The organism is Mycobacterium persicum (assembly GCF_002086915.1).
In the GTDB taxonomy this organism is placed as follows: domain Bacteria; phylum Actinomycetota; class Actinomycetes; order Mycobacteriales; family Mycobacteriaceae; genus Mycobacterium; species Mycobacterium persicum.
In genome coordinates, this window is sequence record NZ_MWQA01000001.1 from 943998 (window position 1) to 963615 (window position 19618).

The following is a 19618-nucleotide window of genomic DNA, read 5'->3' on the forward strand; positions in this document are numbered from 1 at the left end:
GGTGGTCACGAGTTAGTTGTCTGGCCGCTGGGCGCGCTGGGTACCCACGGGAACGGCCTACTGCGCAACACCAAGACGATCGCCAACACCAGCACGACCAGCACCGGCAACCACGGCAGCAGCAACCCGGCCGTCAGCATTATGCCGTAGGCAGCCGAGAGCACCGAGTGCCAGCCGCGGTCGAGCGCACCGAGGAAACCAACCCGGGCCACGGCCGGTTCGGCGGAGATGTTGACGTTGATCGTCGCGTAGGAAATCTGGTCGCCAAGTGTGGCGCGCTGGGCCCGCAGCGAGTCCAACTCAGCCTGTCGTTGGGTCAGCGACGACTCCGCGGCCAGCAGGTCAGCGGTGTTGTCCGCGCGGCGCATCAGCTCCAGCAGCCGATTGACCGAGGTCTGTAATGCCTCGATCCGGGCATCGAGGTCGACGCGCTGCGACGTGACGTCGGCGTGGTTGATCGACATCGACGTGACGGACCCGAGTTTCTTGACGTCGGCCAACACCGCGTCGAGCTTGTCCGCGGGAATGCGGACCACGAGATTGACCACCGGCGACCCGGACCGCGAAGAGGTGCCGGACCGCTCCGAACGCGAGTCCACCCGCCCGCCGGCATCGGTGACCGCGGAGACCAGGCGGTCGGCCAGCTGGGAGGGATCCGCGACGACCATCTGCAGCGAACCAGTGGTGACGATGTCGCGCTTATAGGTGCTGTCCGGAGGCGGTGCTGGTGCCTGTGGGGCGGCCACGGTGTTCTCGGTAATGCCGCCCTTGGTCCCGGGAACGGTGGCATCCGCTATTTCCGAGGGTTTGCCGGCCACTCCCGAGTCGCGGGCGGAACCGTCGCGGTTGAGCGACCACGCCCAGCCAACACCGACCAGCACGACACCGACGATGGCCACCGCGATTGCGTTGCGCAGCTTGACCATTCGCGCGGCTGCGGCCGACGCGGTGGCGGACGGCGCCTTGGCCGCCGGCTCTGCCCCGCGGATACGGGGCCACCGGTCCCATCCGGCCGGCGTCTCGACGGGTTGGATCACGCGGTGCTGCACTTCCCCCTCGGTGACCACCCGGTTGTCGCGGCTGTCGAGGGCGACGTACCCAGTGAACCTGGACAGCACGTTGAACCGCAACGACGTGGCGACGATCCGCTTCTCCAGGTCTTCCCGGAGACCGCCGGCGGCCGCGGCGTAGCGGTCCTCGAGGTCTCGTAGGTGGGCCCGCGCCCACTGGGCGGTGACGGCCTGGGCCTCGCGGCGCTGTCCGGCGACGGTCGCCGACCAGTCCCCACCATCGCCGGTGGTGCCTCGCAGGGTGAGTGTTCCGGTCGCGATTCCCCGATACCGCCCGGTGACCGCCAGCGGCACTCCCGGAAACAGGTCGGGTAGCCGAACCGGGCTCGTGGTGTCCGCGATGATGTTCAGCCCCTCGGCGTGCAGTGCCAGGGAGTGAGCAGCTGGCGCGCCGATGCGACGTTGCACGGCGTGCATGGCCTCGTCGAGGCGGTCCTCGCTTTCCACCAGCTCGCAATGCCCCCCGCCGACCTTGGCCAGGCGGTAAAGGAAACCGGCGTTGACGGCCTGGTCCAAGCCGACGGTATGCACCCGTACGGGGCGCAGCTCCTCCGATAGCTCGCGAAGCAGCTGATCTTCGTTGCCGACCTGCCCGTCGGTGACCAGGACGAGCACCGCGTCACGTCCCCGCGAGCCACGCAATAAGGCAAGAGCCTGCCGCAGGGGCGCGAGCAGCTCGGTGTCGCCGCGCGCGTCGACGCGGGCGAGGTGCTCGACGGCCCGGTACCGGTGCCGATCGCTGGCCTCGACCAGCCCGTCGGCCAGACCTGCAGGGCACTCGACGCGGTCGCTAAAAGTCAGTACTGCGAACCGGTCACCTGTGCTGAGCGTGTCGACGATGCGTGCCGAAGCCCGGCGCGCGGCAACGATTTTCCATCCGGCCATGCTGCGGGAGCGGTCCAGCAGTAGCACCACGTCCCGCGGACGCGGCGGCGCCCCTGATGCCGGCGGCAGCACCGTGAGTTGATAGGTGCCCTCGTCACCGTCGACATCGGGTACCAGCATGAGCGAATCGGTGAGACCTTCGGCGCCGTAGCGCAGCCGCACCACGAAATCCTTATTGGCCCGCTCGCCGGGCCGCAGCCTTATCCGGCCGTCGTCTGTCGATACCGCGGGCAGGCTCGACCGAACCTCCGACAGCGTGAGCCCGGCAGGGTCAATACCGACGTCGATGGTCGGGAGAACGGGGTACGGGAAGCCGGGCAGCAGCACCGGCGGGGTGATGCGCGAGGCGTCGGGGACGGCGTCGGTGTCGTCGGCGTAGCCGTCGCCGACCGGGCCGTCCGCCAGGGGACCGCCGGGAATGTAGCGCGGCGCGACCAGCAGTGGGAACCGAAACGTAGCCTCGCCGTCCTCGTAAGCCAGCGGGTTGACCAGCGTGAGCGCCACGCTGACCCGTTCGGCCGGCAAGATGTTGCCCACCCTCATGGTGAAGACGTCGGGCCGCTCCTCCTCGATGACGGCCGCGCGCCGATCCGATGCGACGGTGTCATCGTAGGCCCGGCGGGCAGCTTCCCGCTCCAGCAGCTTCGCCTCGACCACCCGCCCCTCGACGCTCATCCGCATTCGGGTGACCGCCGCTCGATCCGGCAGCGGGAACACGTAGGTGGCTTCCAGCGGCACGTCGAAGGCGTTGACGAAGTCCTGGGTCAACTCGACCTGACTGGTGAGCCCGGTGATATCCACCCGAATGTCGACGCGATCGAGCGGCAGGGTGCCACGGTCGGCGCGCAGGGTTCCCAGCCCGGCGTGGTGGTCCGCGTCGGTCATCGACGTGATGCGGACGGTCATGATGGGCTCCGTTCATCGAGGGGCGGGCCGGACAGCAAGCCGCGGTCGGCCAGTAGTTCGAGCAGTGGCCGAGCGGCGGCATGGATCGCGTCGATGTCGTCTTCGTCGGGTGCGGCCGGCAGCACCAACAGTGCCCCGCCGGGCAGGTGGACGGCGGCCAATGTGGTGACAGTGTCAGTGCCCCTAGCCGCTGGTTCGACCGCTGGTTGGGCGGCTGGTTGGGCGGCCCAGAAGCGGTTTCGACGGCCGGGTGCCGATAGCTCCGGGGACGGCGGCTCCGGCTGCGCCATGACAGCGTCGGGGACGGCGGCAACCTTGCGCAGTGTTGCGTCGGTCGCTCCGGCCAGTTCGGCCTGGATCTCGGCAAGCGAACGACCCTGCGCCTGAAGGCGTTTGACGGCGACTATCTGCAGCAGGTGCCGTGGGCCGTAGACCGCGGTGCGTCCCTGCTTGGCCGGCGGGTCGACGAGCCCGGCGGTCGTGTACCACCGCACGGCTCGGCGGTCGGGCAGTTCCCGGACCCGTCCGTTGGGCGCTCCCGGGTACGCGGGATCGGCCAGGCTGACGGCGACCCGTCGCACCAGCTCGTCCAGCGTCCACGACGCCCGCTCGGGCATGTGTCAATACTGACACTGTTACTATTACACTGTCAATGTTTGGGTCGCGTCGAGCTTTCGCTCGTACCGCGCCAAATGATTGGATTAGAGACCCGTCTGTGGCCAATGCCATTGTCGTCCAACACTTTTAATGACGAGCGATGCACGATTGGCGCCTCGCAAAGATGCTCTCCGTGGGCACACATCAGCACGGGTGCGGAATGAACAGGGACCAGCACACATTGGGCGGCTGCCACGGGTACGGAGGCGGTGGATCATTTCCTTCCCAAACCGTGGGTGACACGTTGCCCTGCCCGTAATTGACGTAGTGGTAGGCGTGGCAAACGTTCCAATCCCAATTCGGGCGTCCGTCCGCCGGCGTATTGAAACCACCGCCATAGCCCCCCATGTCATCCCCCGGGCACCACTGGTAGGGGCCGCCAGCGTGGGCGATACCAGCGCCAAGCCCGAGGCCGGCCGCACCCAGAACGCCAGACGCCAGCACGGATATAGGGAGCCACCTAAGTCGACTCATGGTCGGTTCCTCTCGTACGGACCCCCGCGGGGGTCGCCAGTGCGATCAAGTACAGACCGTGTCGAGGACTACCGATCCCAATTTCCTGCCCATTCATTTTGCCGGTCAACATGCTGGTGACCGGGTGTCGTGACGGCGGGCTGGGCGTGCGGCCGACGTTGTGCGATCCATGGGCATCGCCTCCGCAGCGGTTACGCGATCATGACGTGCTGGTAGCGGTCGGCGACAGTGATGCCGCGTTACAGCTGGACCGTCGAATACCACGGCGACGGCGTGATGGCCCTCTCGGTACCCCAGTTTCCTTGGAAGACTACGCTTTTCGCAGCATGCCCGACGGCCCTGGCCATCCAGTACGAGGCCAACCGGCTAGCGGCCGAGGTGCAGTGCGGCGATGGTGTGACGCCGCTGCCTCTCCCCGCAGCCCTACTGCGTCACAAGCCTTCCACGCCATCAACATATTTCGGAAGTCAATCCTCGATCAGCGTGGAGTTCACGGGGCGAGAGCCGTGCCGAGCGCCTGTAGGTCAGCACCGAGCAAGGTCAGCGGGAAGACAGCGTTACTACCGACGAGATTTACGGCGGTGCCGGCGTCATACAGGCCCGCGGCAGCGAGATATGCAGCCACTGTGCATACGGGGCGGCCGTGGCAGCCATCGCTACCGACGCCGGAACCCTGCCAGGACGAACCTGCCAAACCCGTTGTCACCGAGGAAAACCAAGCCGCCGCTGAGTCCAGCTCGCCGGCCAGCCCGTCCCAAGCGGCCGCGGCGGCCAACATCGGCTCCGAACCCGCACCGGCATACATCCGCGCCGAATTGACCTCCGGCGGCAGCACAACGAATTCCATGACACACATCCCTTCCTAGCTGGATCTGCCCTGCCTAACGGCCAGTGCGGCGGCGGTCACGCTGATCGGCGACCAACCTCGCCACTCGAAGCGGCTCGACGTGCGCGCGCCACGACGCACCCACATCCGTCCGCCGCATCCCCGCGCGGCCGACCGCGATCACTTTGCTGGATCGCCTGATCCACACCGCGTCGCACCTCTGCCGACGAACTGGCGCACGTACTGAAGCGCTGAACTCTACTACTGGTGGCGGCGATAAACTGGATTTTCACCAAATCCGGGTCTGGTTGTTGCCAGGCGGTGCGCCGTCTACGTCGGGTGCTTTGCTAGCGGCATACCGACCGCAGCCCTGTCCGCCAGCTGCCGCCGAAAGGTTGCGGTGTGTGAGAACTCCGTATCGGAACGCTCCGGGTTGCTGGCCTCGCCCGACGATAGACCTACGACACAGCGCGAGGCGCTCGCCGTGGGTCGCGATGGCGATCGACACGATCGATCGTCGGCCCCTGCTGAGCGCCGGCATGCGACGTGGCCGGGATGTCCAAATCGCCAACGGTCAAGCCACCGCGGAGATCGGCGCAGAGAAAAGCGTCGTTGAGATCGACGCCGACGGCCGGTTGGCAGCCCACGTCGCGTTCGACCTCGATGACTTCGACGTTGCCATCGAAGAACTCGAAACTCGCTACCGCGCCGGCGAGGCGGCCGCGAAACTCACACGCGGTCGGTGATCAGGGGCGCTCCGCCGCGCCTAATCGGAACGAACTACCAACGACCACAACTGATTTTGTGAGCATTAACCATCGCCGGGTCGCTGCGTACCCGCCCGGTGAACTGGTCACATATGTCCGTGCCGGATGGGAACTCGACCAAGAGATCCGAACCTATGTCGAGGTCGTGCATCGTCTGAACGACCTCGGAGCGGTGGTAACCCACGCGGCACACGGCATTTCGCGCGAGGGCTTCGACGCCGAGTGGCGGGGCGTTGACATCTTGGCGGTCGATGCCGACCTGCCCAGCCACTGCGAGCTATTCGACGAGGCAGACCTGCAGATTGCGATCGCGAGATTCGAACAACTCGGCTCGCCGGCGTCACGGCTGGAAACGTGGCACGCCGAGTGTACGAGCGCTACCGGAAGTACTTCGCCGCGCGACTGGGCCGCCATAGCGGAACCGCCGACCGCCGAGACTTCGCTCGCTGATCACAGGCGGCTACTGAACTCAGGAGTCCGCCGCGGCCGGGATGCCGAAATCGACAATCTGCGAGCCCTCGCGGAGATCGGGGTCGAGAAGGTCATGGCGACCATCATTGTGACCCGCGGCGCGCGCGTCGCCCTCTGTCGTACATGTGCCGTCGCACAAGGCCAGCAACGTGGGGGCCTATAGCGACGAATCAGGCGCTGTAACTACTCACCTCACAGTTGCCGGCGTATCCGGTCAGCGGCGGCTGTAATCAGACGACGGGCGAATAGCCTATTCTTGGAAGAATGCCGTAGAACGGGGTGCCTAGCCACGAAATGCTGACAGTAGGAAGCGCGGGCGGGTTCAACGGCAATCCTAGCTCTACACCGTTAATGGTAAAACCCACCCATCTGGGCGCAAACGAGGGCAGTGTATACAGCGCGGCGTTTTGATAGTAAACGAAGGGCACCTGGAAGTGCCCCGTAGCTAGGTAGGAGAAGGTTTCGGGATATGTGGTTACGCCGCCACCTTCCGAGAACAACACCAGAGACCCTAACGGGGTGTTCAGCCTGATTCCGACATCATTGTTTACTACTAGTCCACCGGTCGGAGTCGGAATAGCCGTCCCCCCAAAAAATGCCTCGAAGGGACCGATAGGAAAGCTTTGCGAGATCGTTTCAGCCGGGTTGGCAGCCGCAGCCATCGTCCGCTCTCCGATTCCGAGCGGGGGATGACCCAGCAGAGCTTGTGCGGACGCGTTCACCGCTTTCGCCAATGTCTGCTCGACATTCGCCGCTTCAGCGCTCACATACTGTGCGACCCCGCCGTTCAACAGGCTAACGAAGTTGTCGTGAAAGGCCGCCGCCATGGCGCTCACTGTTTGAAACTCTTGAGCCTGCATGCCAAACAGCGCGGTGATCGCCTCAGACACCTCATCAAGGGCTGGCGCCGCGATAGCGATGGTTCGGCTTGCGGCGGTCGCGGTCGCTTTGCGCAGTTCAAGGCCCAATCTGTCTAAACTCCCGCTGGCCGAAGACACGATGTCAGGTACGACGCTCAACGACATGGGCTCACCCTTCCAGAAGATACGCTGATGAAGCAGATCGCCCGAAAATCCGCAGGAACCAAGCTTATGACCGATCCTCGATTGGACGACGGATTTCGCATACTTTGCCCGCGCCGGTTAGCCAAGGATCGTGGTCGTGTGGATGCCCGGCGCTTGGGCCCTGTGAATGAGCAGCTACCGCCTAGGTGTGGCCGTTACTCGTTCGGCAGCCATGAAGTCCCACCGATACGAAACCTGCTTCTCAAGCGCAGACCCGAGCAGTGGACGTAGTAAGTAAAGCACCGAACTTGCAGACGCTTGGGGGATGCTTGTTTAATATGGACGGATGCCCAGCCCGGTACGTAAAGCTGTCGTTATTATGGGGGAACGTCGAGCCGGCGAACCCTGTTCTCGGCGAAACTCGAGCCAGCGTTAGCTCACCACGATCCGAACTAACTAATCTGCGATTGGCGTAATCACCGGCCTTCCAGTTCCGGAAGAGCCACTAATCTCGACCGGGCCATTGTCCGCTCTGCTGCCATGAACTGTAATAGTTCATGGCATCCCGCTCCGATATTTCATCACCCCGTTCATCGAACCGTCCTTCTACCAAATCATCAAGTAGAGCAATTTTCATATTCTTACGCCACGTGCCGTCCTTGAGGAGCAAGTGCACATCTTCCAATCTTTGCTGATATAGCCGTTTGCCATTGTCCGGGCAGCGAAATATCTCGATTACTCTCCCAGTCATCGCATCGCGACCGAAGTATTTCCAGGGCTCTTGTTGGTTGCTCATCGGGTTGTCTCCCGGATATCACATTGGACCGAAGGTTAGCTTCAATGTTTTCAATTATGCTCCGCCAGTCAACTTCGTCGGAATTAATCGCCGCGACGGTAGAAGCATTCCGCCAGGCATCCCCATCGCCAGACAACGTTCCCGGCCTCGGCGACGTATGCCCTGGCGTTTCGGCGCACGGAGCGTTTGGTGCTACAGCGCTGACCAAATCGGGCGCGGCGATGGGATCGCAGGCCATCTCCCCGACCGCCCGGAACTGTTCGAGCAACTTGAGCAGAAGGTCGCATCGCGGGCTTAGCTGTTCTGTCGGTTTAGTTGCGGTGCAATACAAGTCAGGCTCGGCCTGCACCCGCGACGGTGCGTCCGAAATGCTTCTGGCACGAAAGTAAACTCATGGACGGCAAGCGGTCGCGTGACGACATCGCAGGTATACAGCTGGCAGCCGAGAAAATGAAGGAGTTGCCCCCGTCCTACCGCCAACGCACCCGCGCGCAGCCTGACCCAGACCCCGCCGACGAGCATCCTCAGTAACGCGCCACGGTGGTCCCATCCCCCTGGCAATCAGGTGGTCCCATTCACCCTGGCAAGCGACACCAACAGCCTCCAGGACGCCGAATCACAGGATGCGGTAGCCGATCTCAGAGGCTGCTGCTTGCGTGATCGACCAGACCAGCGGGTGGCTGAGTGGGCGGGAGAACGAAGGCATCGCGGGTAGCGAGTCCGCGGCGGCAGTCCACAGCACAATGTTCGGGCGGCCAGTCATAGTCGACGGGACGTATAGCCCGTCGAGTTCGGGCCAGGTCGTGTAGATAGCGCGGGCCCACCGGCGGCATATGGAGCGAGGTGCGGCTAGCAGCGCAGCTGATGCACTGTTGCGCAGCAGCCACGTTCCGGACAGGTCGAGCAGACGTAGTTTCCGTTGAGGCTTCCAGGCGGTGAGAGTTGGAGCGCCGGCACGGGAATCGATCACGCGCGTGGTTTGATAGACCTCCGCGAGGCTGGTTGTGACATCGGCTGCCGCGTACAGGACGCTCTCGGCGCGCATGCTGGGTTCAGCGTCGGGATGCGGATCCCAGCGCATTGAGGGCAGCGGCCCGAAGGTGCGTAGCTTGTTCCAGGGCAATACCTGCTCCCCTTCGGTGCGGTGGATCCGCCAGAGCGTGCCGGTGTGGCTGGTGCTGTCGTCAGGTTGCCGGGTGAGCTGTTCTGGGGGCGTCCTGGGGACCTTGGGTGTGGAGCGCGGGCTCACCAGCGGCCGAGATCTCGTATGAATCCGGCGACCAATAAGGCGTCACCGCCAGCGGCCAAGTGTTCGATCGGTGTCCGGCCGTCAAAGTCGGGCTGCGGAGTGTGCATGAACACATCGAGCACCGCGGGGGTGCTGCCAGGTGGTATCGCCGGGACGATTAAGTCCAACCCGGGAAGCAGTTCATTACCAAGGAACTGCCACTTGGGGAGGCGCCGGGTTCCTTGGAGGTCGAAGGCCCATAACTGTTTTCCGGTGATGCGTCGTGACACGCGGGACCGGTCGACGCCGAGAAGGACGGCGGCCTCTTTTATGCTGACCGATCCTGAGACTGCGCTGGTGAGTTGCCGCAACGCGACGCGGGCCCGAGCCTGCCGTTCGTCGTCAGCTGACCATCGCTCAATAGCCGTCGCCGTGCTGGGTTCGGCGTGCTTGCGGAGGAACTCCACTTCCGCCGCTGACAGGGTGGCCGCTACAGGAATTGCTGCAAATGCAGTGTCAAGCTCGTGGAGGACCTCGTCGACGGTGAGGCCGATTTGATGTTTCGCGAGTAGAGCGCCTAGCGCGGGAGCTGCAGACCCTTCCATATCGCACATCATAGCACACCTGTGCGCTACCGTGCGTGCACGGCCTCGCGGTGGTTCTCACCCGGCTAGGGCATCTACGACGCTCGGCGCCCCCACGACAACTGCTTTCCCAGCTCGTACGTGCCACCCACCCTGCTGCTGGTTCACGCCCTCGCTGACCGGGCGCCACGACCGCCAGTTCAAATGCGAGTCGTTGCGCGATCCGTCGACCGCCAGATTCGATGCGAAAACCGCCAAACTCATTGAGCCCAAACACTTATCGGTGCGTGGAATATGCTGTAGCACAGCTACTTTAGGCATATTCTTTACATAATCACCCTTGTCTGGCGTTGTCGCCCGTGGCCACACGCGAAAGGCCTCCTGGGTGCTAGCGAGTCGTGCTAGCATCAAGCGGTGGCAAGGATGATCACGTTGCGGCTGTCCGACACGGCCTATCAGGCGGTGAAACGGTACGCCGATGCCGACCAGAAGTCGATGAACGCCTGGATCGAGAACCTCCTCGATGTCGAAGACATGCGGCGCCGCTGTGCGGCACACGACCAGTGGATGCGAGCTCATCCCGACGCAGCGGCGTTCAGCGAGGCGTGGGCTGATCGCAATCTCGACGAGTTAGCGCGGCATTGAGCCAATCCCCCCGCCGGGGTGATATCTGGACAACCGACACCGGCATCAGCGTGCTGGTCATTTCCTCCACCGTGTACAACGAGATTCCTAGTGAGCCGACAGTCATCGTCGTGCCGGTATTCGACGCCGAGCCCGACACCGGATTTGGTGTGGACTTGGGCGAGAATGACTGGGCTGCACCAGGACTGGTTACTAGCCTCCGCAAGGCGAGACTAAGTGCACAGCACCGCCGGATAGACGTCCATGCCTTAACGGACGTCAACAACATGCTCTTCAAAATTCTCGCAACGCCAGATCGATGACAGAATCGAGCTTCGACCTTAAGCCTCGGTCGAAAGGTCGAGGTCTGCTGAGGAAACCCTTGAGGAGCTACGCTTCCCGCGGCTGTGTGATCAGGCCGTACAGCGGGTTCTGGGCAGCTGCCGCACGATTCTGCGTCCCCGCGCCATCGACGTAGCGTTGCGATGTCACCATCGACTCGTGCCCGAGAAGCTTCATCAGCGCATACACGCTGGTATTCGCGTTGGCGAGCTCCGTGGCGAAACCACGCCGGAAGCCATGCAGCAGATCTCCTCGCGCGCGCTGGCTGTCCAGCCTGGCGTTCTTGAAGGCACGTAGCACCCGGTACCGCAGCGCGCCGCGGGTAATGCGGGAGCCGTTACTGCAGACCAACAATGGCGAAGTGGCCGGCCACGCGGCCAGTCCCCCAGCGGTGGGTCGCCGTTTGGTGCTGCCGGGGAAGCGGGCCGCTCGGGAGTCCAAGTAGGCCTCAAGTTCGTGAATCAGGGGCTGCTCCACTGGTATGCGGCGGTCCTTGTTGCCCTTGCCGTGCACGTGAACGATAACCGCCCTCGTCAGTCGCTCGGATGTCTCCGGCATCGGCGCGCACGAGTTCGTCCGCGCGAAGGCCGGCGAGCACCGCCGTCAGCACGATAGCCCGGTCGCGTTCGGCCCAGTCGGAGCGGCGCTCCGAACCGCGGTCGTCGTCGATGACCGTCAGCAGCTCCGAGATCGTCTCGGCTCCAAGTCCTTTGGGGAGTGTCCTGGCGACCTTGGGTCGGCCGACGAACGACATCGGGTTGGCCGCTTTGATGTCGCCGGTGTAGAGGAAGTCGCACAGCGTGTTCCAGTTTGACCGGCAGCGCCGGATCGACGCGGCCTGGTGGGTGCCGGCATAGGCGGCGAAGGCGGCCTGCATCGCCTCCCTTGTAAGTGCGTCCGGCGCCAAGTGCACGATGCGGTCGGGGGGCACCAGCAAGCTGTGTGGCGACCGCGACGAAGTCCTGCCGGTAGGCCTTCACGGTGTGTGTGGTGAGGGCTTGCCGACTGCCGGTCCGCCATGAACGCCAAAAACCAACCGGGGTGGCGCGATTCATCGTCATTGAAGGCACGTGGCACCGGCGTCATGGGGCAATGGTCGCACGGTTTCGTGGATAACAGCGGTTATCCATGAAAGATGCGAAAATATGCTGGTAGGCAACCGAATTCGGCGTTTACGCGTCACAGTGACGAATCGACAATGTAGCGCGGCAATCGCCGATGCACCGAAACAATCACCGTTCCATCGTGTTTCGCGCTCTCGGCAACCGACACGCAGCTTCAACCGGCGTTTCTGAGGGCGCCTGGGGCCGCGGTGGGTGCGGACGCGTTCTGGCGTTCCAAATGTGACGTCGCCGGTCGGTTGGTTGACCATATCATTATTATCGGCATAATCGCGTGTGGCCCAAGCTATCTCGATTTCCAATCGCTGACCACCGCCACCAACAGCATCGCCGGTGAGCCAATCACCATTGCCGACCGGCGGTTTTCACTCGCCGCGCTTCCACATGCATAGGAGCGCCTGGTTGCTGACGTCCTGCGAAGTCTTATCCCCGCGGTGGTTGGGAGCCGGGAACCCAACGGCTGCGATTGGGCGAAAAGGCCGGAAGAAGGCATGGCGTTCTACTACGATTTGCGACCGTGAGGAAGTCGACAGTGCTGGCAATTGGCTTTGCCATGGGGCTCGTCTTCACTCCAGCGGCAAACGCCGATCCGGGCGGTGTGTTGGTCGTCGAGTCCTTGGGCCCGTATGTAGCGCCCATACCGCAGGAACCAGGCTCAAAATGCGACCCCAATTACTCGGGCGCCTGCGTCCCGATCGCTAGTGATGTCGACTGTGCGGGCGGTAGCGGTAATGGTCCGGCCTACGTCCAGGGTCCTGTAATAGTCATCGGTAAGGACATCTACGGCCTTGATCGAGACGGCAATGGAATTGGGTGCGAATGAAGTCCGCGAACGGCGGCGCTGAACCTATAGGACGGCCGCGTTGGTCCCTGGAACCCAAGACGGCCCCAAAGGTTGCTAGGAAACGCGGCTGCGGTTTAAGTCACACATGAGTGCTGACGCGACGCTGACACAGACCCGATTCGGGGCGGTCTGGCCAGTGCCGCTGGAAAGAAAAATGGGCCGTCTATGCGCTGTTATGGTGGGGCGGGGCTCGAACCAGCGACCAACGGAGTGGCGCACGGCACGAGGTGAACCGGGCGTGGCTGAAGTGACTACCGCTAGCTTCCGCAAGACCGTCGCGACCGTCATCGATGCCGAAGGGCTCTCAGCCCGGATCGGCGCCGACCATCTAGGCCACAGCCACGTCAGCATGACCCAAGACCGCTACATGACCCGAGGGCGGCCCCGCACGCAGTAGCGGACCTGCTCGACCGCACCGTCCACATAAACGATGAATAGACGATGACTCAGCCTCGGCGAACCCGAAAAAATGCCTCTGAAGTGGGGCGGGCGGGGCTCGAACCCGCGACCAACGGATTATGAGTCCGCGGCTCTAACCAACTGAGCTACCGCCCCCGGTGCTAACTAGCTGTGGATATGTCCTCTACCGTAACTGAGCCAGCCTCGGAATACCGCAATGATACCGCAGTGCGTTCGATGGCCTTGCCGAGCGCATCTGCCACGCTCGCCAGGTCGTCGCTGAGCAGGTGGCCATAACGGTCCAAGGTCATGGCCGCTGTGGCGTGTCCTAGAAGCCTCTGCACGACCTTGACATTAGCGCCCGCGCTAATGGCCAACGAAGCCGTGGTGTGCCTCAGCCCGTGCGGGACCAAGTCGGTGATGCCAACCGCCTTGCATCCCTTGTCAAAGGCTCTGCGGTACTCCTCGATGGGCAGGTGGCCGCCGCGATGGCTCGGGAACACGAGGGCATTGGGCGCGGTTGGCAGCTCATCCCGCAGCCGCTCCCATACCGGCTCAGGGACCGGCACGTGGCGCGCCCGGTTCGTCTTGGTCGTCGTCTCGACGATCCCGCTGCCGGTCACATACGTAGCCGATGAACGGACCGTCAACTCACGGTCCCCCACGTGCCTGCGACGCAGCGCCGCTGCCTCACCGAAGCGCAGTCCGCAGTAGCCGAGAACGAGGGTCAGCGTCTCGAACCGCGCGGTAGCCCTGGCGAGTTGGAGAAGTTCGGCGTGGGTGAGGTAGCGCCGCTCCCGCTCGGTCGCGGTCGGCAAGTCCTCGGTCCGCTTGATCTCGCCGGCCACATTCTTGGCGATCTTGCCCGTGCGTTGCGCATACTTGAGCACTGCGCCCACGAGCTGGTGAGCCTGCGTGATACGACTGGCCGACAGTGCGGTGCCGCGTTGCGAGCCGTCGACAGCCAAACCGCCGAGCCACGTTGAGTATGCCTGGTAGTCAATCTGCTTCAGTGGCACCTCCGCCCACTTCGGCAGCACGAGCGTGTCCAGAATGGACCGGTATCCCGCGACTGTCTTGGGTTTCCGATGACCTTTGGTGGCGAACCACTGTTCAGCGACCGATCCAAACGTCTCAGCGCTCTTGCGAGGGTCGACGTACTCCCCCCGCTGAACATCCGCCGTCAGGCCGTCCAGATGAGCCTGAGCGTCAGGTCTGCGTTCAAAGACCCTCGCGTGCTCCCTGCCGCTGTCATCAACCCAGCGCACACGCCAGCGCGTGACCTTGCCGTACACGGCGGACCGTTCCTTGCGGATCTCTCCATCGGAGCCCTTGACCTTCTTGTGCCATCGATCGTCAATGCCGGCTCGCTGGTGCCTGACAGTCATGGAACGAGAATACCGCACAAATCCGTGGTACGAATCCGTTATCGCACCACTCCCCCGCGCTCGGTCTTGGCGGCTTCTGCCTCTACCCACGCGTCCAGGTCGGCGACGTCGTAAAAAGTATGTCGGCCAAGGCGATAGCTGCGCGGACCCGTGCCCATGTAACGCCAGTACCTCAGGGTCGACTCCGGTAATCCACCCAGGTATTCGGCTGCGGCTTGGGTGCCCAATCGAACCAATGATGTCGCGGTCATCGATCTACTTCCTGTTCCCGCTCAATGTGCGTATAGCCGAATCGCGCTTTGACGCAGACGCGGCTGTCTCTATCCCCTTGCAATGGATCGATTTCGAATCAATAAGTAGCTTCCGGCGATAATCCCCTTCATGGACTTGCTCCGCTGTTTTGGCTGACATCCAAACGAGCCAGGTATCGGTAGTCTCGGGCACGCAGTGCCGCGCTATGGACGAGCAGCCGTTCGCCATCGTTGCGGTGGCCGGCACCGTCAATGCGCCAGTCACTCAGTTCGGACGCGCCACTTGACCAATCTTGCTGGCCGTGGGAATTCTGTTGACAGTCATCGCGTTCCGGTTCACCGGCGCAGTCGATCCGCCAGCGGTGACGGGCGGCACGTAGCGCGGTCATGGTGATCGAGTAGCGGCGCGACTTGGTGGTGATGTGCCCGCGATAGCCCAGGGTATGCAGCCAGCCCAGCATCGCGGTGTTTCCCGGTAGTGTCGCCAGCTCGGCGAGGGTGGACAGGATGCAGCGGATATGTGCCGAGATGTCCAGTTCCCCGATGGCGGCCGGGCTGATCCGACGCGCGGCGATGCCGAATTCGGCGACCGACTTGGTGGTGTATTTGGCCAGGTATCCCGCGACCCGCCGGGCCAACCCCAGCTCGCCAGTGTCACTGGCCCCGGTGAGGGGCTGGATATCGATCTGGGTACCGAACCTCAGCATGCGATCCCCGGTCTCCGGAGATGAAGGGTCAGCGGGGCTGCTCACTGCCACGGCTAGGTGTACTCGCTCGGCAGCTTGCCGCACGATCGTGGCCAGTTCCGTTGCCGACACCACGGAATCGGATTTTCCGGTGGTGATGCCGTCGTCGTCAGTGGGATCGAGCCGTATCAGGGTGTGGTAATGCACGAGGGCGCGACGCTGGTATTCGGCGACTTTGACAAACGACAGTCGAACGGCATCGGGTTCGATTCCGGTACAGCGCAGGTGGACCGCCACGGCCCGGCCCAGCGCAATAGTGAAGCGCCGCCATAGTTCCGGCGCATGCCAGTTGAACAACACATGCCCGGTGTAGTCATAACAATCCGGGCACAGCGGCTGCCCTAACTCGTCGTCGTCGCTGACGTGGATCACGTTGCACTGCAGTGCTTTCCCGTGTGGGCAGTGACTCTTGCCTCCGTTGGGCGGGTGGCACACCTTATCGGCCTGTCCTGATCGGCCGCCGCTCGTGTGGACGGCACCGAAACTGGGTGCGGTTAAGGTGGCGAACACTTGCGGCCGGGTGGCGGTGGTTTCGGGCATACCGTGGTGGCCGCCCTGGGCTCCGGCGTGGACTAGCTGCCAGGTGTCGGCCGCATACAAGTCCGAACACGATGGGCAGATCGCCGCCCGGCGATTGCCGCAGCGGATCATCACCGCCACCCGCCGACCGAGGTCGGGATCATACGCGCTGGACTGAACAGGGTTGGCGCAAAAACCCACCGCCGCGCAACGCTGCCACCACGACTCGTAGCCGAATGAGGATGCGCGGTGGATCGCCTGATCGATGGCCGGGGAGCCCGGTGCCACCCAGCCGGACAGCGAAGTTGAGGCGAGCATGCTTACCGCCGCCTTTGGTTGTCGCCGCGACGACCTGGCGGTGTGAAATTAGCAGCCAGCCAAGCGATATCGTTGTCACTAACATGAAACGCCCGCACCCGCACTATGGCGGTGTTGCCTTCGGTGAGCACATACCCCACGCCCGGTGTGGTGTCGGAGATTTCTTCGCAGCGCGCGCCCTGCTGGTGTGCCGACGTGGAGAGGATCATCGCGCTTTGCGTGGCCTCGGTCATGCGCAGCCCCACCCGGACCGGAAACAACTGGCGCAGCGCCACCACATCTTTGGAGGGATCTTGCACGGCGGCGATGACACTGACCCCGACCGCCCGGCCCTGGGCCAGCCACAGCCCCAAAAGCTGGTCGACTTCCGCGCGCTGTTTGCGATCGGCGTAGGCGGTCAGGGTTGCCAACTCGTCAATCAGCAATACGATATGCGGTTCGGCGCGGGTGGGCCGATGACAGCGCGTCGTGCCGCGTAAGCGTTGAGCGCGGGCCAGCATGGTGGCCGTAGTCTCCCTCAGCACCGCCAGGATGGAGTCGGAATCGTAAGCAAATCGATCGAACAAGTCTGCGCCGGCGGCGAATTCCATGCCGCCCTTTGGATCCAGGCAGCGCACCGCGATCAGCCCCGCCTTGATGCCCGGCGCCAGGCCAGCCACCAGCGACCACAACACCGATCCTTTCCCGGCGCCGGTGGCCCCACCGATCAGAATGTGCCGGCCGGCCACCGGCAGTCCCCACAGACTGCCCTGCTCGGTGACACCAACTGGCACGTTGGCCAACCGCACCACTGGAGTATCCGGGGCGGGGCGCGCCAGCGGGATCGCGGCGGCCAGGGCGTCGTGATGACGAACCCGGAGCATGACGTCGCGGCCGCGCCCAGCCTCCACCCGCCCGGGTTGGAGGGTGACATGGTGGGCGCCGAACGCGGCGGCCAGCCCATCGAGTTGGGCCTGCCAGGTTTTCACCGACTGACCGACCAACAACCGCACCACCAGCGTGTCGACTGCCACGCCAATCCGCACGGAGGCAAGTGGCGGCACCAACGGATTAGCATCGGGCTTGCCGCGCGGCGAGATGGTCAGGCCGTGGTGTTCGCAGATGCTCTGCCAGCGGCGCCGATACACCAGATAGGCCCTCCGGTAGTCGGCGACCGGCTTGCCGATCGCCTGGTGGTAGGAGTCAGGCCAGCCCAGCCGCCATCCCCACACCCCCGCCGCACACACCGCGGTGAGTAGGCAGGCCCAGCGCAAGCCGGCCGCCATGCCGACCACGGCGACGACGGTCAACAGGGCGGCGGTGTCGGGCCAGCGCAGCGCAAACCGGAACATACCGATGCCGGTCGCCTTGGCCATGCCGACGAGCAGCTCGCCGACCCAATCCTCGTCAGATGAATTACTGCCCTTGCTCTTTGGAGGCACAATGTCTTTCCCTTCGCCGCGGGCGCCCCGAGCACGCTCGTCGCTGGCGTGCCGGCAACGCCGAAACTTGCTTGAATAGAATGTTTTTGCGGGGCGGGCGCCAAACTGGTACGGCTCATCGCTTGGCGCCCGCACCGCGCCGCGTTGTTGCCGGTCTACTTGACGCCGGTCGTGGCGTGTGAGCTACCACTGGCCGCCGTGGGTCCCAGTCCGCCCGACTGAGCGCCGGATGATCGGATTGGGGCTGCGCGGAACGCAACTCCCGAGCGATCTCCCTGTGACCACGGCATAGCAATCAGACCATCGACCGCGACGGGCTCGCCCACTTTGACCTTGGGTTCGCCGACAACTGTCACCGCGAGCACTTCCCCACCCTCTTGATCTAGGGCCATGAGCTGGACCTGCCAGAGCACCAGGCCCGTTTCTTTGTCGATCCGCGGTGCACCAGTCTCGTGCACGGTTCGCTGCTCGGCTGCGCGCGTGCAGAAGAACTGCACCGCAGTGGTATCGATTCGAAGGCGCATTTGTTTGATCCCTTCCTGAATGGCACGGCCGCTCGTCGGCCGTAACTCCACTTCAGCGGGGCAACTCAGACATCGAAACCGCATCTTGGCGGCAGCTGCGGACATCTGCATGGCAGACTTCGGACAGCGGCCGACATCCTGCTGGACACCGATGTCATCACAGGTAGGGAGAGCCAATCGGGGTGGGCAACGAGGACACACCAAAGCCGAACCGCCAGCTGCGTGCCCACATGGAGCGCAAAGGGGTGAGTGCGCAGGACCTGGCAGATCTGATCGCCGTCGACGCCAAGACCGTCGAGCGGTGGTTGTCGGGTGAAACGGCGCCCTACCCCCACAATGCTCGCCGCGCCGTAGATGTGCTCGAGTGCGATCCAGCCGACCTGTGGCCCGATCTATTCCCGATCATGACACCGCCGAGCGCTGGCACCGTCGCGGTCAGCGTGTACAGCAGCCGAGCCGATGTCCCGATTTCCGTGTGGAGGCAGCTCTTCGAGGGCGCCGTCGAGCACATTGACATCCTGGTTTACGGCGGCACCTTCCTGTTCGACGGCCTTCCCCGATTCACCAAGATCTTGGCCGCCGCCACCGAACGCGGCGTCGTAGTCCGCTTCATCATTGGTGACCCGGACTCCGCGCACGTAGCGGAGCGCGGGGAGGCACAAGGCATCGGGACCGCCCTGGCGGCACGTTGCCGTATGACGCTTCTTCGGCTACAACCACTTTCGGGCACTTCGGGACTAGAGATCCGCACCCACACCACACCGCTGTACACGTCAATGTTCCGCGCCGATGACACGCTCATCGCTAACCCGCACCTCTACGGTGCCCCGGCTAGCGACAATCCCGCCATCGTGATCAAGCGCGACGACGCACCAGACCTATGGAACGACCATCGACTCGCCTTCGAACGGGTCTGGAACACCGCGCGTCCTATCCAAGCTCACTCATAACCACCTAGACCCGCCGACACCAGGGGAACCAGATGGCCCGAATCGACTACTACAACGATCCCGATGCGCCTCCCGCCAACAGTGTGGTGCCCTCCACCACAGCCGTCGTAACCGACCAGCAAGCTCGCATCCTGCTTATCAAACGCCGCGATAACGACCTATGGGCACTGCCCGGGGGCGGAATGGACTTAGGCGAATCGATCGTGGAAACCGCTGTGCGTGAAGTCAAGGAAGAAACCGGCCTTGATGTCGAAGTCACTGGCCTGATCGGCGTCTACACCAACCCCCACCACGTTATGGCCTACACTGATGGCGAAGTGCGCCAACAATTTTCGCTATGCTTCACGACGCGACTCATCGGTGGCGAGCCACACATCGATTCCGAGAGCACCGACATCGCCTGGGCACGCGCACAAGATATTGAGTCGCTGAGCATGCATCCGTCGATGCGGCTACGCATCCAGCACTACCTCGAACAGCGGCCAACCCCATACCTGGGTTAG

20 protein-coding genes, 1 tRNA gene and 2 pseudogenes are annotated in these 19618 nt (G+C 63.7%); 8 read left to right on the forward strand and 15 right to left on the reverse strand.

The window, feature by feature from the left end; genetic code table 11:
* Positions 1-5 precede the first annotated feature (5 nt).
* From B4U45_RS04230 to B4U45_RS04240, 3 genes and pseudogenes are all read right to left on the reverse strand, one after another.
* Positions 6-2861: a DUF4349 domain-containing protein gene (locus tag B4U45_RS04230; RefSeq protein WP_075545434.1), complete on the reverse strand. Its 2856-nt coding sequence runs from the start codon at positions 2859-2861 to the stop codon at positions 6-8.
* Positions 2858-3478, reverse strand: coding sequence for a MerR family transcriptional regulator (locus B4U45_RS04235; protein WP_075545433.1), 621 nt, complete (start codon positions 3476-3478; stop codon positions 2858-2860). Before B4U45_RS04235 ends, B4U45_RS04230 begins: the two co-directional genes overlap by 4 nt.
* Before the next feature lie 1132 nt (positions 3479-4610).
* A pseudogene (locus B4U45_RS04240) lies at positions 4611-4839 on the reverse strand (PPE domain-containing protein); the annotation flags it as partial.
* A 473-nt stretch (positions 4840-5312) separates the two neighbouring features.
* Here B4U45_RS04240 and B4U45_RS04245 point away from each other — a divergent pair.
* Complete coding sequence (locus B4U45_RS04245) at positions 5313-5564, forward strand: hypothetical protein (RefSeq protein WP_075545431.1); 252 nt, start codon at positions 5313-5315, stop codon at positions 5562-5564.
* Positions 5565-5622: 58 nt separating this feature from the next.
* Entirely contained in the window at positions 5623-6219 is a 597-nt protein-coding gene (locus tag B4U45_RS04250; protein WP_075545430.1) for a hypothetical protein, read from the forward strand.
* Positions 6220-6286: 67 nt separating this feature from the next.
* Here the strand turns inward: B4U45_RS04250 and B4U45_RS04255 are convergent, their stop codons facing one another.
* Positions 6287-7081: a PE family protein gene (locus B4U45_RS04255; protein WP_075545429.1), complete on the reverse strand. Its 795-nt coding sequence runs from the start codon at positions 7079-7081 to the stop codon at positions 6287-6289.
* 484 nt (positions 7082-7565) lie between these two features.
* Positions 7566-7856, reverse strand: a complete 291-nt coding sequence (locus tag B4U45_RS04260) for a hypothetical protein (protein ID WP_131808246.1) — start codon at positions 7854-7856, stop codon at positions 7566-7568.
* A 393-nt stretch (positions 7857-8249) separates the two neighbouring features.
* On the opposite strand from B4U45_RS04260, the gene B4U45_RS04265 reads away from it, so the two are divergent.
* Positions 8250-8387: a hypothetical protein gene (locus tag B4U45_RS04265; protein ID WP_158006294.1), complete on the forward strand. Its 138-nt coding sequence runs from the start codon at positions 8250-8252 to the stop codon at positions 8385-8387.
* An 85-nt stretch (positions 8388-8472) separates the two neighbouring features.
* Here the strand turns inward: B4U45_RS04265 and B4U45_RS04270 are convergent, their stop codons facing one another.
* Together B4U45_RS04270 and B4U45_RS04275 are read right to left on the reverse strand one after the other, a co-directional pair.
* Positions 8473-9105, reverse strand: a complete 633-nt coding sequence (locus B4U45_RS04270) for an RES family NAD+ phosphorylase (protein WP_075545428.1) — start codon at positions 9103-9105, stop codon at positions 8473-8475.
* The gene (locus tag B4U45_RS04275) at positions 9102-9689 is read right to left on the reverse strand and encodes a DNA-binding protein (protein WP_241780146.1); all 588 of its coding nucleotides are present in this window, start codon (positions 9687-9689) and stop codon (positions 9102-9104) included. Before B4U45_RS04275 ends, B4U45_RS04270 begins: the two co-directional genes overlap by 4 nt.
* Before the next feature lie 402 nt (positions 9690-10091).
* Between B4U45_RS04275 and B4U45_RS04280 the strand changes: the two genes are divergently transcribed.
* Both B4U45_RS04280 and B4U45_RS04285 read left to right on the forward strand, forming a co-directional pair.
* Positions 10092-10313, forward strand: a complete 222-nt coding sequence (locus B4U45_RS04280; protein ID WP_075545427.1) for a hypothetical protein — start codon at positions 10092-10094, stop codon at positions 10311-10313.
* On the forward strand, positions 10310-10615 hold the full coding sequence (locus B4U45_RS04285) for a type II toxin-antitoxin system PemK/MazF family toxin (protein ID WP_075545426.1): 306 nt from the start codon (positions 10310-10312) through the stop codon (positions 10613-10615). Before B4U45_RS04280 ends, B4U45_RS04285 begins: the two co-directional genes overlap by 4 nt.
* Positions 10616-10682: 67 nt before the next feature.
* Here B4U45_RS04285 and B4U45_RS30030 read toward each other — a convergent pair whose 3' ends face one another.
* Together B4U45_RS30030 and B4U45_RS30035 are read right to left on the reverse strand one after the other, a co-directional pair.
* The gene (locus B4U45_RS30030; RefSeq protein ID WP_306770972.1) at positions 10683-11111 is read right to left on the reverse strand and encodes a site-specific integrase; all 429 of its coding nucleotides are present in this window, start codon (positions 11109-11111) and stop codon (positions 10683-10685) included.
* Positions 11083-11565 carry a hypothetical protein gene (locus B4U45_RS30035; RefSeq protein WP_306770973.1) on the reverse strand — a complete coding sequence of 161 codons (483 nt, stop codon included), beginning with the start codon at positions 11563-11565 and terminating at the stop codon, positions 11083-11085. The genes B4U45_RS30030 and B4U45_RS30035 overlap by 29 nt, the downstream gene beginning before the upstream one ends.
* Positions 11566-12834: 1269 nt before the next feature.
* On the opposite strand from B4U45_RS30035, the pseudogene B4U45_RS04295 reads away from it, so the two are divergent.
* A pseudogene (locus B4U45_RS04295) lies at positions 12835-13037 on the forward strand (site-specific integrase); the annotation flags it as partial.
* 43 nt (positions 13038-13080) lie between these two features.
* On the opposite strand, the gene B4U45_RS04300 reads toward B4U45_RS04295, so the two are convergent.
* The 6 genes from B4U45_RS04300 to B4U45_RS04325 form a co-directional block, all read right to left on the reverse strand.
* Positions 13081-13154 (reverse strand) — tRNA-Ile (locus B4U45_RS04300).
* A gap of 5 nt (positions 13155-13159) precedes the next feature.
* On the reverse strand, positions 13160-14386 hold the full coding sequence (locus B4U45_RS04305; protein ID WP_082275216.1) for a tyrosine-type recombinase/integrase: 1227 nt from the start codon (positions 14384-14386) through the stop codon (positions 13160-13162).
* A gap of 38 nt (positions 14387-14424) precedes the next feature.
* Entirely contained in the window at positions 14425-14637 is a 213-nt protein-coding gene (locus tag B4U45_RS04310; protein ID WP_075545424.1) for a helix-turn-helix transcriptional regulator, read from the reverse strand.
* A 128-nt stretch (positions 14638-14765) separates the two neighbouring features.
* Positions 14766-16220 (reverse strand): replication initiator, encoded by a 1455-nt coding sequence (locus tag B4U45_RS04315; protein WP_075545423.1) that lies wholly within the window; start codon positions 16218-16220, stop codon positions 14766-14768.
* A 2-nt stretch (positions 16221-16222) separates the two neighbouring features.
* The gene (locus B4U45_RS04320) at positions 16223-17641 is read right to left on the reverse strand and encodes a type IV secretory system conjugative DNA transfer family protein (RefSeq protein ID WP_075545494.1); all 1419 of its coding nucleotides are present in this window, start codon (positions 17639-17641) and stop codon (positions 16223-16225) included.
* 155 nt (positions 17642-17796) lie between these two features.
* Positions 17797-18165 (reverse strand): hypothetical protein, encoded by a 369-nt coding sequence (locus B4U45_RS04325; protein WP_075545493.1) that lies wholly within the window; start codon positions 18163-18165, stop codon positions 17797-17799.
* Positions 18166-18347: 182 nt separating this feature from the next.
* Between B4U45_RS04325 and B4U45_RS04330 the strand changes: the two genes are divergently transcribed.
* Both B4U45_RS04330 and B4U45_RS04335 read left to right on the forward strand, forming a co-directional pair.
* Positions 18348-19115: a helix-turn-helix domain-containing protein gene (locus B4U45_RS04330; protein ID WP_082275214.1), complete on the forward strand. Its 768-nt coding sequence runs from the start codon at positions 18348-18350 to the stop codon at positions 19113-19115.
* A 32-nt stretch (positions 19116-19147) separates the two neighbouring features.
* Positions 19148-19618 carry an NUDIX hydrolase gene (locus B4U45_RS04335; RefSeq protein WP_075545422.1) on the forward strand — a complete coding sequence of 157 codons (471 nt, stop codon included), beginning with the start codon at positions 19148-19150 and terminating at the stop codon, positions 19616-19618.

What these genes read in the sequence shown, in the direction of transcription:
- B4U45_RS04230 (WP_075545434.1), bottom strand. Translation starts at nt 2,861, where the DNA reads ATGACCGTCCGCATCACGTCGATGACCGACGCGGACCACCACGCCGGG.
- B4U45_RS04235 (WP_075545433.1), bottom strand. Translation starts at nt 3,478, where the DNA reads ATGCCCGAGCGGGCGTCGTGGACGCTGGACGAGCTGGTGCGACGGGTC.
- B4U45_RS04245 (WP_075545431.1), top strand. Translation starts at nt 5,313, where the DNA reads ATGGCGATCGACACGATCGATCGTCGGCCCCTGCTGAGCGCCGGCATG.
- B4U45_RS04255 (WP_075545429.1), bottom strand. Translation starts at nt 7,081, where the DNA reads ATGTCGTTGAGCGTCGTACCTGACATCGTGTCTTCGGCCAGCGGGAGT.
- B4U45_RS04260 (WP_131808246.1), bottom strand. Translation starts at nt 7,856, where the DNA reads ATGAGCAACCAACAAGAGCCCTGGAAATACTTCGGTCGCGATGCGATG.
- B4U45_RS04265 (WP_158006294.1), top strand. Translation starts at nt 8,250, where the DNA reads ATGGACGGCAAGCGGTCGCGTGACGACATCGCAGGTATACAGCTGGCA.
- B4U45_RS04275 (WP_241780146.1), bottom strand. Translation starts at nt 9,689, where the DNA reads ATGGAAGGGTCTGCAGCTCCCGCGCTAGGCGCTCTACTCGCGAAACAT.
- B4U45_RS04280 (WP_075545427.1), top strand. Translation starts at nt 10,092, where the DNA reads ATGATCACGTTGCGGCTGTCCGACACGGCCTATCAGGCGGTGAAACGG.
- B4U45_RS04305 (WP_082275216.1), bottom strand. Translation starts at nt 14,386, where the DNA reads ATGACTGTCAGGCACCAGCGAGCCGGCATTGACGATCGATGGCACAAG.
- B4U45_RS04310 (WP_075545424.1), bottom strand. Translation starts at nt 14,637, where the DNA reads ATGACCGCGACATCATTGGTTCGATTGGGCACCCAAGCCGCAGCCGAA.
- B4U45_RS04315 (WP_075545423.1), bottom strand. Translation starts at nt 16,220, where the DNA reads ATGCTCGCCTCAACTTCGCTGTCCGGCTGGGTGGCACCGGGCTCCCCG.
- B4U45_RS04325 (WP_075545493.1), bottom strand. Translation starts at nt 18,165, where the DNA reads ATGCGCCTTCGAATCGATACCACTGCGGTGCAGTTCTTCTGCACGCGC.
- B4U45_RS04335 (WP_075545422.1), top strand. Translation starts at nt 19,148, where the DNA reads ATGGCCCGAATCGACTACTACAACGATCCCGATGCGCCTCCCGCCAAC.